This window comes from Mesoterricola silvestris, assembly GCF_030295405.1.
GTDB classification, from domain to species: domain Bacteria; phylum Acidobacteriota; class Holophagae; order Holophagales; family Holophagaceae; genus Mesoterricola; species Mesoterricola silvestris.
Map to the genome: position 1 here is coordinate 1,416,946 of NZ_AP027080.1, position 14,249 is coordinate 1,431,194.

Genomic DNA, 14,249 nt, shown 5'->3' on the forward strand with positions numbered 1-14,249 from the left:
CGCCGCGATGCGGCATCTTCAAGGAGCCAATCCCATGAAGAACAAACTTTTCCTGGCTGCGCTGCCGCTGGCGATCGCCTGCGGAACCCTGTCCGCCCAGGACACCTTCGACCTCCACGGCTACATGCGCTCCGGCGTCGGCCGCTCCTCCAACGGCGGCGAGCAGGTCTCCTTCTTCCTCGCCAACACCGGCGGCTCCCCCACCGGCGGCCCCGGCTACCGCCTCGGCAACGAGACCGACAACTACCTGGAACTGGCCTTCGACGTGCGCGCCTACGACAAGGGCGAGGAATCCTTCAAGCTGCACTTCCGCCCCTCCTTCCGCGGCTACTACCAGGTGCGCGACGCCTCGGCCGACGCCGGCGGCGATGTGGACAACAGCAAGGCCGGAAACCAGACCCAGCAGGTGTGGGTGCGTGAAGCCTGGGGCGAGGCCTCCGGCATCTTCGGCAAGGGCCAGCTCTTCAAGGACGCCACCCTGTGGGCCGGGCGCCGCTTCTACATGCGCCAGGACCTCCACATGCGCGACCAGTGGTACTGGAACGACAGCGGCGACGGCGTCGGCGTCGAGGGCATGAACCTGGGCTTCGCCAAGTTCCACTACGCCTTCATCCAGCACGATTCCGGCAACATCGTCAGCGACTGGAACAACGGCGCCATCCGCGGCCAGCTGGCCCCCTACAGCCAGTGGGTGGGCGGCAGCGGACACTTCGTGATCGGTTCCCACGACCTCCGCTTCAGCGACATCAAGCTCTGGCAGGGCGGCAGCCTGACTCTGGGCTACCAGTACAACGACGCCCACGGCGACGCCAAGGCCGACGCCGCCGGCATGAACAACAAGGGCACCCAGTACAGCCTGATCTACAACCAGTCCAACGTCCTCGGCGGCGACAACCGCGTCTACGCCACCTACGGCAACGGCAACACCTTCTGGAACTGGTACAACCCCGAGGTGAAGACGGAGAACACCTGGTGGATGCTCATGGACTCCCTGTACTTCAAGCCCATGCAGAACCTTGAAGTCGGCGCCACCGCCATCTACCGGAAGCAGAACGGCAAGAACGCCTTCGCCGGCAACACCAACAGCTGGCAGTCCTTCGGCGTCCGGCCCATGTATTTCTTCACCAAGCACTTCAGCATCGCGGCCGAACTGGGCTTCGACAAGCTGAAGTTCGACAACGAGTCCGAGGACCGGCACCTCTTCAAGGAGACCCTGGCCCTGCAGTGGAGCCCCCAGGCCTCCTTCTGGAGCCGTCCCTCCATCCGCATCTTCGTGACCCGCGGCCAGTGGAACGATAACGCCAACAGGTGGAACAAGGTGGGCGAGGGCCACTTCGGCGCCGACACCCAGGGCGTGACCTTCGGCGCCCAGATCGAAGCCTGGTGGTAGGAAGGACCTGACGGATGGAACGCCTCCCCTTCGGCCATGACGCAAGCCGTCCCCGGCGCGGGAACTCCCGCCGGGGGCCGAGGGGGGGCTCCATGCGCCTGACCTGGCTCCTCGCGACGACCCTGGGTCTCGTGGGGCCGCTGGGATGCGCGGGGGGTGGGGGGGGAACTCCGTCTCCCGCGTACCCGGCGGACACTTCCGTCATCGCCGCCGGCCAGCAGATGGAGAACCCTGCCCGCTGGTACGACGACGCCATCATCTACCAGGTCTGGGTCAAGAGCTTCGCCGACGGCATCTACAACGACGGCATCGGCGACCTGCCCGGGCTCCAGGGCAAGCTGGACTACCTCCAGTCCCTGGGGGTGAACACCCTGTGGCTGTCCCCCATCTTCGAGTGCACCAACAAGGGCGCGAACATGCATGGGTACGACACCACGGACTACTACGCGGTCAACAACCGGTTCGGCCTGAAGTCGGACCTGAAGAACCTCATCGACGCGACCCACGCCCGGGGCATGCGGATCATCTTCGATTTCGTCCCCAACCACACATCGGCCTCCCATCCCTGGATGGACGATCCCGCCAAGCGGAACTTCTACGTTTGGCAGTCCACGCTGCCCTCGGGCTGGGGCTTTCCCTGGGGGGGCGGCACGTCCTCCGATGTGTGGAAGGAATACGAAGGCGCGTTCTACTACTCGGCCTTCTCCGGGGACGCGGACCTGAACTACTACAATCCCGAAGTGCGCTCCACCATGCAGACCGTGGAGAGCTACTGGCTGGACCGGGGTTTCGACGGCATGCGGGTGGATGCCGTGCGCTACCTCTGCGAATCGGGCCCCGGCAAGGCCGCGGACACCCCCGACACCCACGCGCGGCTCCAGGAGTTCCGGTCGGTGATCGACGGCTACCTGGCCCCCGGCAACGCCCATCCCCGCCCCGGCGGGGACGCGGCCAAGTACAGCGGCAAGATGATGATGGCCGAAGCCTGGACCAACGACGCCGCGGGCGTCGCGCCCTACTACGGCAGCGGCGCCAACGAATTCCACCTCTGCCTGGACTTCAGCGCCCCCTGGGCCATCTTCAACGCCATCAACGGTTCGGATGCCACGCAGCTCACCTCCCTGTGGGAGTACGAGCGGGACACCTACCCCGCGGGGTACCGGTCCGCCACCTTCGATTCCAACCACGACAACGTGATCTCCCGGCCCGGAACCCAGTACGCGGCGAACCGCCCCCGGATCATCCTGGCCGAGGCCCTGAACCTCCTCTCCCCGGGCACCCCCATCATCTATTACGGCAACGAAGTGGGCATGACCGGCGCCTCGGGCTCCGACCTGAACCTGCGCGGGGCCATGGACTGGGCGGCGGTGACCGCCCAGGCCTCGCAGCCTGATTCCATCCTTAGCTGGGTCAAGTATTTGAATAAGGCCCGCAGCGCCTACCCGGCCCTGAGGGGGGGCTACGCGACCCTGGCCACCGACCTGGGGCCGGGCAAGATCCTGGCCTGCATCCGGTCCGCGGGGGCGGAGCGCGTGGTGGTGGTGGCCAACCTCACGGCCACGGCCCAGACGGCGGTGCTCACGGACCTCACGGCCAACGGCGTGGCGCCGGATGCCGCCGTGAACGCAATTATTGGCGACACGAAAACCTACAATTCCCTGGCCGGAACCCGGTACACCGTGGCCGCCCTGCCGCCCTACGGCGTGCGGGTCCTCCACGCCGGCGGCGGCACCTTCAAGGGCAACCTCCATGGCGATATCCAGTAACCGGTCCTAGACTCGTATCCGCATTCCCACCTCTCCATCCTCCTGGAAGCAATCTCATGGGCGACCTGAAGATCACAGCACTGAAAAAGGCCTATGGCGACGCCATGATCCTCCAAGGCCTCGACCTGGAGATCAAGGACGGCGAGTTCGTCGTCTTCGTCGGCCCCTCGGGGTGCGGCAAGTCCACCCTCCTGCGGTGCATCGCGGGGCTGGAGGAGATCACGGCCGGGGAGCTGCGCATCGGCGGCAAGGTGGTCAACGACGTGCCGCCCTCCAAGCGCGGCATCGCCATGGTCTTCCAGAGCTACGCGCTGTACCCCCACATGACCGTGGCCGAGAACATGGCCTTCGGCCTCAAGCTGGCCGGCGCCTCCAAGCAGGAGATCGCCGCCGCCGTGGCCCGGGCCGCGGCCATCCTCCAGATCGAGCCCCTCCTGGACCGCAAGCCCAAGGCCCTTTCCGGGGGCCAGCGCCAGCGCGTGGCCATCGGCAGGGCCATCGTGCGCAAGCCCGACGTGTTCCTCTTCGACGAACCCCTCAGCAACCTGGACGCCGCCCTGCGGGTGCAGATGCGCGTGGAGCTGAGCCGGCTCCATCACGAGCTCCAGACCACCATGGTCTACGTCACCCACGACCAGGTGGAGGCCATGACCCTTGCCAACCGCATCGTGGTGATCAACAAGGGCCTCATCGAGCAGGTGGGCTCGCCCCTGGAGCTCTACCACAAGCCCGCCAATCTCTTCGTGGCCGGCTTCATCGGCTCGCCGAAGATGAATTTCCTGGCCTGCACCCTGGTGTCGGCGGAGGACGGCCACGCCCGGGTGAGCCTCACGGACGGCACCACCCTCCGGGTTCAGGCGAAGGCCCAGGGCCTGGCGCCGGGCTCCCCCCTGACCCTGGGCGTGCGCCCCGAGCACCTCCTGGCCTCCCGGCAGGGCGCTGAAGGCGCCGCCCCGGCCCGGATCCAGCTGGCCGAGCACCTGGGGGACATCACCTACCTCTACGTGGTGGCCCCCAGCAGCACCGAGACCCTCACCGTGAAATCCGACCCCGAGAACCCCCTCACCACGGGCGACAGCGCCTTCCTGACGTTCCCCGCGGAGCACTGCTACCTGTTCGACGCATCCGGCAAGGTCCTTCCCAAGGACTGAGGCCTCCCCATCCACGCCCCATCATCAAGGAGAAAACCCGTGAGCACCCAAACGAAGTTCGCCAGGTTCGCCACCGCCGCCGCGCTGGTCGTGGCGGGTGGCCTCTGCACCGCCCTGACCGCCGCCGCCCCCAAGGGGCCGCTGACCATCTGGATCAACGGGGACAAGGGCTACAAGGGCCTGCAGAAGGTGGGCGACGACTTCACGAAGAAGACCGGCATCAAGGTCGTCGTGGAGCACCCCGAGGACGCCCCGGGCAAGTTCCAGCAGGCCTCCAGCGAAGGCAAGGGTCCCGACATCTGGATCTGGGCCCACGACCGCGTCGGCGAGTGGATGGCGGGGGGCCTCCTCACGGAAGTGCGCCCCAACAAGAAGTTCAAGGACGGCGTCGTGCCCATGGCCTGGGACGCCTTCACCATCCAGGGCAAGACCTGGGGCTACCCCCTGTCCATCGAGGCCGTGGGCCTCATCTACAACAAGAACCTGGTGCCCGTGCCCCCCAAGACCTGGGACGAGGTGTTCGCCATCGAGAAGAAGCTCAAGCCCCAGGGCAAGCACGCCATCCTCTGGGACTACAACAACACCTACTTCACCTTCCCCATGCTGCAGGCCAACGGCGGCTACGCCTTCAAGCGGCGCGCCGACGGCACCTATGACGAGACCGACACGGGCGTGAACAACGCCGGGGCCATCAAGGGCGCCGCCCTCCTGGACCGCCTCATCAAGGAGGAGGTCATGCCCCCCGAGGCCGGCTACGCCGAAATGGAAGCCCAGATGGCCGCCGGCAAGATCGGCATGATGATCAGCGGCGCCTGGGCCTGGGAGAACGTGGCCAAGGCCAAGATCAACTACGGCGTCGCCAAGCTCCCCTCCGTGGACGGCAAGCCCTCCCGGCCCATGGTCGGCGTCACCGGCTGCATGATCCCCAAGGCCAGCAAGAACCCCGCCATCGCCAAGGAGTTCATCGAGAACTGGATGCTCACCCCCGACGGCCTCAAGAAGATCAACGCCGACGTGCCCCTGGGCGCCCCCGCCAACATGGCCTTCTTCAACCAGCTCAAGGGCGATCCCCGGGTCCAGGCCACCATGGCCAGCGCCAAGGACGGCATCATCATGCCCAACAACCCCAAGATGGGCCGCTTCTGGGCCGCCATGCTGAGCGCCCTGGGCAGCATGACCGACGGCCGCCGGAGCCCCAAGGAAGCCATGGACGCCGCCGCCAAGCGGATCCTCGCCAAGTAGGCCCATCCAAGGGCGGGGGGCCCCAGGGCCTCCCGCCCGTTTCCGCGGAAGCGACGAAATGACCATTCCACCCGCCATCCGACGCAATCTGGGCCGAGCCTTCCTGGCCCTGCTGGTCGTCGCCGCGCTGTTCCTCGTCACCGTCATCTACGCGACGGGCGAGGTGCTCCTGGCCGGCACCTTCCTGGTCATCATCGCCCTCGCCGCCTGGCTCTACCTCTCCCAGAAGACCTACGCGTACCGCTACCTGTTCCCGGGCATCGCCGCGGCCATCATCTTCGTGGTCTTCCCGGTGATCTACACGATCTTCATCAGCTTCTCGAACTACAGTTCCAGGAACCTCCTGGAATTCCCCCGGGCCACCCAGTACCTGCTGGACCAGACCTACCCCGGCGAGAGCAACACCTTCGGCTTCTCCCTCTTCCCCGACGGCGGGAAGTTCCGGGCGCGGCTGGAGGACTCCGAAGGGGGCGCGGTCTTCTTCACCCCGGCCTTCGCCATGCCCGGCGAGGCGCCGGTGGCGGTCACGGCGGTCCCCGAGGCCGCCGCGGGCTTCACCCCGGGCGACCCGGTGGAGCTGGGCGACATCATCGCCAACGAGGAGAACCTCAAGAAGCTCGCCATCACCATGCCCAACGGCGCCAGGCTCGGCATGACGGGCCTCAGCGAATTCGCGGCCCTGAAGCGCCTCTACACGCCCCGGCCCGACGGCAGCCTCCTGAACAACCAGGACGGCACCGTCATCAAGCCCAACGTGCGGACCGGCTTCTACGAGACGCCCTCCGGGGAGAAGGTGCTCCCCGGCTTCCAGGTGAAGATCGGCCTGGACAACTACGTACGCATCTTCACCGATCCCAAGTACCGGGAGCCCTTCACGCGGATCTTCATCTGGACCGTGGTCTTCGCCGGACTCTCGGTGCTCTTCTCCTTCTCGCTGGGCCTGGTGCTGGCGGTGCTCCTGAACTGGGAGGCCCTGCGGTTCCGCAGCGTCTACCGCCTCCTGCTGTTCCTGCCCTACGCGGTGCCCGGCTTCATCTCCATCCTGGTGTTCAAGGGGCTGTTCAACAACAACATGGGCGAGATCAACCTGATCCTGGACGCCGTGTTCGGCATCCGTCCTCCCTGGTTCTCGGATCCCTTCCTGGCCAAGGTGATGCTCCTCATCGTCAACACCTGGCTGGGTTTCCCCTACATGATGGTGGTGTCCATGGGCCTGATCAAGGCCATCCCCATGGACCTCTACGAGGCCTCCGCGGTGGCCGGGGCCGGGCCCCTCACCAATTTCTTCAAGATCACGCTGCCGCTGATCAAGCGCCCCATGCTGCCCCTGCTGATCTCCTCCTTCGCCTTCAACTTCAACAATTTCGTCCTCGTCATGCTGTTGACCGGAGGCCGCCCGGACTTCCTGGACACCACCATCCAGGCCGGCACCACCGACATCCTGATCTCCTACGTGTACCGGAACGCCTTCGTGGATTCCGGGCAGCAGTTCGGCCTCGGGGCCGCCATCTCCACGGTGATCTTCCTGCTGGTCGCCGGCATCACCCTCGTCCAGATCCGCTACACGAAGATCGCCGACGACGAGAAGCGCTGAGGGGGAACCATGGCCATCGTAACCAACAAGTCCCAGCGCTGGCGCGTGCTCGCCGCCCACGTCTTCCTCGTGTGCCTGTGCGCGCTGGTGATCTTCCCCTTCCTGCTGACCATCTCCATTTCGCTGCGCCCCGGCAACTTCGCCACGGGACGGCTCATCCCCGCCGAGATCAGCTTCGAGCACTGGCGCTTCGCCCTGGGGCTGCCCACCGTGGGCCCCGACGGGACCAAGGTCTACCCCGACCTGCCCGTGCTGCGCTGGCTCTGGAACTCCATCCGGGTGGCCCTGGTGTCGGCCTGCATCGGCCTGCTCCTGAGCACCACCGCCGCCTACGCCTTCGCGCGCATGCGGTTCGCCGGGAAGAAGGCCGCCCTCACGGGCCTCATGCTCATGCAGATGTTCCCGTCGGTCCTGGCCCTGGTGGCCATCCACTCCATCTTCACCCGCATCGGCAACGCCTTCCCGGTGTTCGGCATGGACAGCCTCTGGTCCCTGGTGCTGGCCTACTCGGGGGGCATCGCGCTCCACGTGTGGACCATCAAGGGCTTCTACGAGACCATCCCCGCCGAGATCGAGGAGGCCGCCACCGTGGACGGCGCCACGCCCTGGCAGGCCTTCTGGCGCGTGCTGCTGCCCATGGCCCTGCCCATCCTGATGGTGGTGTTCCTGCTGGCCTTCATCGGGGCCATCATCGAGTACCCCGTGGCCTCGATCCTGCTCCACTCCCAGAAGAACCTCACCCTGGCCGTGGGCGCCAATTCCTTCCTCTACCCCCAGAAGTACATGTGGGGGGATTTCGCCGCGGCGGCCATCCTCTCCGGGCTGCCCATCACCATCGTCTTCATGCTGGCCCAGAAAGGCCTGATCGCCGGGCTCACCTCCGGCGGGACCAAGGGCTGAGCCGGCCCCACCCTTCACCCCTTCCGAGGGCCGTGCCCTCGACCTTTCCACCAGGAGCCCGACATGAGCCTCCGTTCCGTCCTCGTCAAGGTCCTCGCCGCGGTCGCGATGGCCTTCGCCACCCTCTCCCCGGCCCAGGCCCAGGCCCCCGCCGCCGGCCCCAACATCACCATCCACTACCACCGCGTGGACGGCAACTACGAGAAGTGGGGCATCCACCTCTGGAAGAGCCCCAACATGCCCCTGGAAGGCGTGGAATGGCCCACCCCCATGGTCCCCACCGGCAAGGACGCCTACGGCGTCTACTGGACCCGGGAAGCCGCCGAGTTCAAGACCCGCACCCGGATGGTCGTGAACTACATCATCCACAAGGGCGACATCAAGGAGCAGGGCGGCAAGGACATGAACTTCGACGGCAACACCAACAAGGAAGCCTGGATCTGGGAGAACGACAGCAAGATCTACTTCTCCCTGGACGAGGTCAAGGCCGGCCACCCCGAGTACAAGTAGCCTGAACCCAAGGAACCAGGGCCGGTGGTGACCGGATGGCCATCACCGGCCCGGCCCCTTTTCACGACCAGCGAGCTTCCCATGACCCTGCGACCCTCCTCCCACGCGTTCTGGCTGTCCCTGGCCCTCTCCGGCGCCGGCCTCCTGGCCCAGGGGGCCCCCGCCGCCGTGCCCGGGTCCTTCGCGGACAACCCCATCGTCTACTTCCTCATGACGGACCGCTTCGTGAACGGGGATCCGTCCAACGACGGCAGCTACGGCCGCAAGCGGGAGGCCCTGCCCAAGGACGACGTGGCCACCTTCCACGGCGGCGACCTCAAGGGCGTCACCCAGAAGCTCAAGGAGGGCTGGTTCAAGCAACTCGGCGTGAACGCCATCTGGATCACGGCCCCCTACGAGCAGATCCACGGGTGGGTGCAGGGGGGCAAGGCCGAGTTCAAGCACTACGCCTACCACGGCTACTACGCCCTGGACTACACGGTGCTGGACAAGAACATGGGCACCCCGGCGGACCTGAAGGAGATGATCGACACGGCCCACGCCCAGGGCATCCGCGTGCTCTTCGACATCGTCATGAACCACCCCGGCTACCTGGATCTGCAGACCGCCCAGGACCTGAAGGTGGACGTGCTCTTCTCCGGGGTGGAGAAGGCCACCCTGAGGAGCTACCACAACTACATCGACTACAACAGCTTCAAGTTCGCCGACTGGTGGGGCAGGGACTGGGTGCGGGCGGGGCTGCCCGGGTACATCGACGGCGGCCGGGACGACCTCACCATGCAGCTGGCCTACCTCCCCGACTTCCGCACCGAGAGCAAGGAAGCCGTGAAACTGCCGAAATTCCTCAAGGAAAAGGCCGACACCCGGGCCGTGGACCTGCCCGGCACCACGGTGCGCGGCTACCTGATCCACTGGCTCACGGACTGGGTGCGCACCTACGGCGTGGACGGCTTCCGGTGCGACACCGTCAAGCACGTGGAGCCGGAGGCCTGGGCCCAGCTAAAGGCCGAGGGGGTCAAGGCCCTGGCCGAATGGAAGGCCGCGAACCCCGCCTCCAAGATCGACGACGCCCCCTTCTGGATGGTGGGGGAGTACTGGGGCGTGGGCCCCGCCCTGCACAAGATGCATTCCTTCGGCTTCGACGCGATGATCAACTTCGATTTCCAGAACGACGAAGGGGAGTTCGCGAAGCCCGAGAAGCTCTTCGCGTCGTACGCGAAGCTGCAGGCCGGGATGCCCGTGCACATGCTGAACTACCTCTCCTCCCACGACACGAAGCTCTTCGACCGCGCCAGGCTGGTGGAAGGCGGCGCGGCCCTGCTGCTGGCCCCGGGGGGGGTGCAGATCTTCTACGGCGACGAGACCGCGCGCCCCGTGGGCTACGAGCCCCGCACCGACTACCAGCAGGGGACCCGCTCCGACATGAACTGGAGCGCCCCCGACGCCAAGGTGCTGGCCCACTGGCGCAAGCTCGGCACCTTCCGCAGCCGCCACCTGGCCCTGGCCAAGGGCGTGCACAAGCAGCTCGGTTCCTCCCCCTACACCTTCAGCCGCACCGACGCCGCCACCGGCGACAGCGTGGTGGTGGCCATGGGCGCCAAGGGGGAGGCGACCATCCCCGTGACCGGCGTCTTCAAGGACGGCGAAAGCCTCCGGGACGCCTACACGGGCCGCACCGCCACGGTGGCGGGAGGGGCCGTCAAGCTCCAGGCCGAAACCTATGTCCTGCTCGAGCGGGCCAACTAGCAAGGAACCCCACGATGGCATCAAAACTACCTCAGGTCGCCTATTTCTGCATGGAATACGCCCTGGATAGCACCTTCAAGATCTACTCCGGGGGCCTCGGCATCCTCGCCGGCGACTATTTCAAGGGCGTCAAGGACCACGGCTTTCCCATGGTGGGCATCGGCATCCGGTGGAAGCAGGGTTACGGCGAGCAGCACGTGGATCCGGCCACCGGCAAGGTCTTCGACGCGTACCGCACCGGCGACCACGGCTTCCTGGAGGACACCGGGGTCACCGTCAAGGTGGAGATCAAGGGCCGCCCCGTGCATATCAAGGTGTGGAAGGTCGCGTCCTTCGGCGTGGACAGCCTCTACCTGCTGGACACGGACCTGGAGGCCAACGACGGCGAGGCCCGGTGGATCACGGGCCAGCTCTACGGATGGTTCGGCGAGGAGCGGGTGGCCCAGGAGATGGTGCTGGGCATCGGCGGCGTGCGGGCCCTGCAGGCCCTTAAGATCAAGCCCGACGTCTACCACTTCAACGAGGGCCACGCCCTCTTCGCCGGCTTCGAGCTCATCCGGAGGCGCATGGCGCGGGGCGCCACCTTCCAGGACGCCCTGGCCCGCACCCGGGAGGAGGTGGTGTTCACCACCCACACCCCCATCGTGCAGGGCAACGAATCCCACCCCATCGAGCGCTTCATGTACCTGGGCGCCAACCTGGGCCTGACCCGGGCCCAGCTCAAGCAGCTGGGGGGCTCCCCCTTCAACATGACGGTGGGCGCCCTGCGCATGAGCCGCATCGCCAACGCCGTGGCCGAGCTCCACCGGGTCACGGCCAACGGGATGTGGAAGGGCGTCAAGGGCCGCTGCGAGATCATCGGCATCACCAACGCCATCCACCACGGCACCTGGGTGGACCCGAAGATGCTGGACCTCGCCGCCAAGGGACGGAAGGACGCCCTGTGGACCCGCCACATGGAGAACAAGCGCAAGCTCATCGATTTCGTGGAGGCCCGCAACGGCGTGAAGCTGGATCCGGACGCCCTCCTCATCGGCTTCTCCCGGCGCGCCGCGCCCTACAAGCGCTCCAATTTCATCTTCACCGACCGCAGCTTCATCGAGCCCCTGCTCCGGAGCGGCAAGGTGCAGATCGTGTTCTCCGGCAAGGCCCACCCCCTGGACGACAACGGCAAGGTCATCGTGGAGGACATCCTGGAGATGACCCGGCTCTACCCCGGCCGGGTGGTCTTCCTGGAGAACTACGACATGGAGATCGGGGCCCTGCTCACCCGCGGATCCGACGTGTGGCTCAACAACCCGCGCCGGCCCAAGGAGGCCTCGGGCACGTCCGGCATGAAGGCCGCCCAGAACGGAGTGCTCAACCTCTCCATCCTCGACGGGTGGTGGCCCGAGGCCTGCGACCACGGCCGCAACGGCTGGCAGTTCGGGGACGGCTTCGAGAGCCCCAGGGACGCCGTGCTGGACAAGCACGACTTCAAGGCCTTCCGGAAGGTCCTGGCGGAGGAGGTGCTGCCCACGTACTACCAGGACCGGCCGCGGTGGGTCGACATGATGGTCCGCTCCATCCAGGACACCCGGGAGGCCTTCGGGGTCAAGCGGATGCTGGACGAGTACTACGCCCGGATGTACAAGCGCTCGTGATCGCATAGGAGGCCGCCGTGGCCAGGAACCTGTTCTTCGTTGTGGCGGCCGCCTCGGCCCTGGTGTGGACCGGCTGCGGCGGGGGAGGCGGCGGCGCCACCCTGACCCAGCCGGCGCTCTCCATCGACGCCGACCCGGCCCAGTCCCCCGTGGCGGACGCCGCCTACCACAAGATCCCCAGCAACGCACTGGGGGCCCTGGTGGACGGAACCAACGTCACCTTCAACTACTGGAACCCCACGGCGCCCTCCGTGACGGTGAACTTCTACGCCAAATGGGACGATTCCCTGTCCTCCCCGGCGGCCACCCTGAGCCTGACCAAGGGGGCCAATTCCGTGTGGACCAGCGGCTCCATCCCCATCCCGGCCGCCAGGTTCTACGTGTACAACGTCGGGGGGACCTACGTGCTGGACGCCTACGCCAGGTCCATGGCCCAGTGGGTGCACACCGGGAAGGACTCCATCTCCGGAGATTCCAAGGGCAAGGGCGCGATCCTGGATCCGGCCGACACCGTCCCCGACGGCGGCTGGACGCTCTACGCGGGCACCTCCGCCTTCTTCGACGGCTCCGCCATGAAGGCCGCGGACGGCTCGGCCTCCCCATACGGGTATGCCTCCGCGCGGGACGCCATCATCTACGAGGCCGGGATCCGGGACCTCACCGTGGATCCCTCGGTCACCGGGTTCGCCGCGGGCCACCGCTGGGGCACCTTCAAGGGCCTGGTGGACATGCTGCCCCACATCCAGAAGCTGGGCGTCACCCATGTGCAGCTCTTGTGCCCCCTCCAGAACTACAACTACAACCAGACCGCCATCGCCACCCGGGAGATGGACGCGTCCCTGACCAGCGGGGCCAACTACAACTGGGGCTACGACCCGCAGAACTACTTCACCCCCACCGGCATGTACTCCGCCGACCCCGCCACGCCCGCGGCCCGCATCAACGAGCTGAAGACCCTGGTCAACGAGATCCACAAGGCGGGCATGGGCGTGATCCTGGACGTGGTCTACAACCACACGGCCAATACCGGCGTGCTGGGGGATCTCTCGGGGACCAACTACTACTACCGCACCACCAGCAGGAACGGCGCGGGGAGCCAGGACGTCATGTCCGAGCACAAGATGGTGCGCAAGCTCATCGTGGATTCCGTGAAGCACTGGGTGAACGCCTACCACGTGGACGGCTTCCGCTTCGACCTCATGGGCGTGCTGGACACCGTGACCATCAAGGACGCCTACGCCGAGGCCGCCGCCGCCAACCCCCGGACCCTCTTTGTCGGCGAAGGCTGGACGGGGTTCTACTCCGGGGCCGCCTCCGACTACAACGGCGACGCCATCGCCGGCGCGGACCAGACCAGCGCCTCGGCCTTCGCGGGCATGAACATCGGCATGTTCTCCGACGCCTACCGCCAGATCTTCAAGAACGGCTACCCCAACGACGGATCCACGGCCTTCCTCACCGGGGCGGGGCAGTCCCTGGCCGGGCTCTTCGCCAACGTCTCCGGCAAGCCCACCAACTTCACGGCCCCCTCCACCAACAACGTGGTGAACTACCTCACCTGCCACGACAACCTCTGCTACTACGACGTCCTGGCCTGCGCCACCAACGCCGCCAAGACCCAGGATTCCGTCATCCTGCAGCGGGCCAAGGTGGGCTACGCGACCCTGCTCACCTCCCAGGGCATCGCCTTCCTCCACGCCGGCGACGAAATGTTCCGCACCAAGGAGACCACCGCCGCCAAGGGCGCCGCCAACACCAAGTCCAGCACCACCCGGACCTTCGTGGACAACTCCTACAACGCCTCCGACGCCATCAACATGGTGGCCTGGTCCAACGTCTACGCCGGCGACCCCATCGCCGGGGGCTTCGCCAACTACGCCGTCGCGCAGAACGGGTACAAGCTCTACGCCTACACCCAGGGCCTGGTGGCCCTGCGCAAGCGCACCAACGCCTTCCGCCTTCCCGACGCCTACCTGGCCTCCAACCTCACGTCCATCCTCCCCGCCGGCGCCGGCTCCACCGGCCTGGCCTTCGGGTACAAGGCCGTCTCCACGGACCTCACGGGCACCTACTACGTCTTCCACAACGCCGACGCCGTCCCCCAGACCTTCACCGCCGACGCCAGCCTCGCGGGCGCCACCCTCCTGGTGGACGGCGACGCCGCAGGCGTCACCCCCATCGCCTCCTCCACCACCGTGACCGTCAGCGGCGCCAGCGTGACGGTGGCGCCGCTCTCCTCGGCGGTGTTCAAGCTCCAATAGGCAGGGAATGCCCTGCCGGTCCCCGGAGGAGCCCTCCTCCCTGCGA

The 14,249-nt window shown here is 66.8% G+C and carries 10 protein-coding genes; all 10 read left to right on the forward strand.

The features are described 5' to 3' along the window. Positions 1-34: 34 nt before the first annotated feature. Entirely contained in the window at positions 35-1,390 is a 1,356-nt protein-coding gene (locus tag R2J76_RS05900; RefSeq protein ID WP_316414883.1) for a maltoporin, read from the forward strand. A 92-nt stretch (positions 1,391-1,482) separates the two neighbouring features. Beyond that, on the forward strand, positions 1,483-3,156 hold the full coding sequence (locus R2J76_RS05905) for an alpha-amylase family glycosyl hydrolase (RefSeq protein ID WP_316414884.1): 1,674 nt from the start codon (positions 1,483-1,485) through the stop codon (positions 3,154-3,156). Positions 3,157-3,212: 56 nt separating this feature from the next. Next, entirely contained in the window at positions 3,213-4,307 is a 1,095-nt protein-coding gene (locus R2J76_RS05910; protein ID WP_316414885.1) for an ABC transporter ATP-binding protein, read from the forward strand. 39 nt (positions 4,308-4,346) lie between these two features. Continuing rightward, positions 4,347-5,549, forward strand: a complete 1,203-nt coding sequence (gene malE / locus R2J76_RS05915; RefSeq protein ID WP_316414886.1) for a maltose/maltodextrin ABC transporter substrate-binding protein MalE — start codon at positions 4,347-4,349, stop codon at positions 5,547-5,549. Positions 5,550-5,607: 58 nt separating this feature from the next. Beyond that, a complete protein-coding gene (gene malF / locus R2J76_RS05920; protein WP_316414887.1) occupies positions 5,608-7,143 on the forward strand; it encodes a maltose ABC transporter permease MalF in 1,536 nt (511 codons plus the stop codon). A 9-nt stretch (positions 7,144-7,152) separates the two neighbouring features. Further along, entirely contained in the window at positions 7,153-8,043 is an 891-nt protein-coding gene (gene malG, locus R2J76_RS05925; protein ID WP_316414888.1) for a maltose ABC transporter permease MalG, read from the forward strand. A gap of 63 nt (positions 8,044-8,106) precedes the next feature. Next, entirely contained in the window at positions 8,107-8,553 is a 447-nt protein-coding gene (locus R2J76_RS05930) for a pullulanase-associated domain-containing protein (RefSeq protein ID WP_316414889.1), read from the forward strand. An 81-nt stretch (positions 8,554-8,634) separates the two neighbouring features. Further along, positions 8,635-10,299, forward strand: coding sequence for an alpha-amylase family glycosyl hydrolase (locus R2J76_RS05935; protein WP_316414890.1), 1,665 nt, complete (start codon positions 8,635-8,637; stop codon positions 10,297-10,299). A gap of 14 nt (positions 10,300-10,313) precedes the next feature. Next, a complete protein-coding gene (gene glgP, locus R2J76_RS05940; RefSeq protein ID WP_316414891.1) occupies positions 10,314-11,942 on the forward strand; it encodes an alpha-glucan family phosphorylase in 1,629 nt (542 codons plus the stop codon). A 17-nt stretch (positions 11,943-11,959) separates the two neighbouring features. Next, positions 11,960-14,203, forward strand: a complete 2,244-nt coding sequence (locus tag R2J76_RS05945; RefSeq protein WP_316414892.1) for an alpha-amylase family glycosyl hydrolase — start codon at positions 11,960-11,962, stop codon at positions 14,201-14,203. The last annotated feature ends 46 nt before the right edge of the window (positions 14,204-14,249 follow it).

Bases quoted from the DNA above. Each gene is read 5' to 3' on its own strand.
- R2J76_RS05900 (WP_316414883.1), top strand. From the start codon at position 35: ATGAAGAACAAACTTTTCCTGGCTGCGCTGCCGCTGGCGATCGCCTGC.
- R2J76_RS05905 (WP_316414884.1), top strand. From the start codon at position 1,483: ATGCGCCTGACCTGGCTCCTCGCGACGACCCTGGGTCTCGTGGGGCCG.
- R2J76_RS05910 (WP_316414885.1), top strand. From the start codon at position 3,213: ATGGGCGACCTGAAGATCACAGCACTGAAAAAGGCCTATGGCGACGCC.
- malF (WP_316414887.1), top strand. From the start codon at position 5,608: ATGACCATTCCACCCGCCATCCGACGCAATCTGGGCCGAGCCTTCCTG.
- malG (WP_316414888.1), top strand. From the start codon at position 7,153: ATGGCCATCGTAACCAACAAGTCCCAGCGCTGGCGCGTGCTCGCCGCC.
- R2J76_RS05930 (WP_316414889.1), top strand. From the start codon at position 8,107: ATGAGCCTCCGTTCCGTCCTCGTCAAGGTCCTCGCCGCGGTCGCGATG.
- R2J76_RS05935 (WP_316414890.1), top strand. From the start codon at position 8,635: ATGACCCTGCGACCCTCCTCCCACGCGTTCTGGCTGTCCCTGGCCCTC.
- glgP (WP_316414891.1), top strand. From the start codon at position 10,314: ATGGCATCAAAACTACCTCAGGTCGCCTATTTCTGCATGGAATACGCC.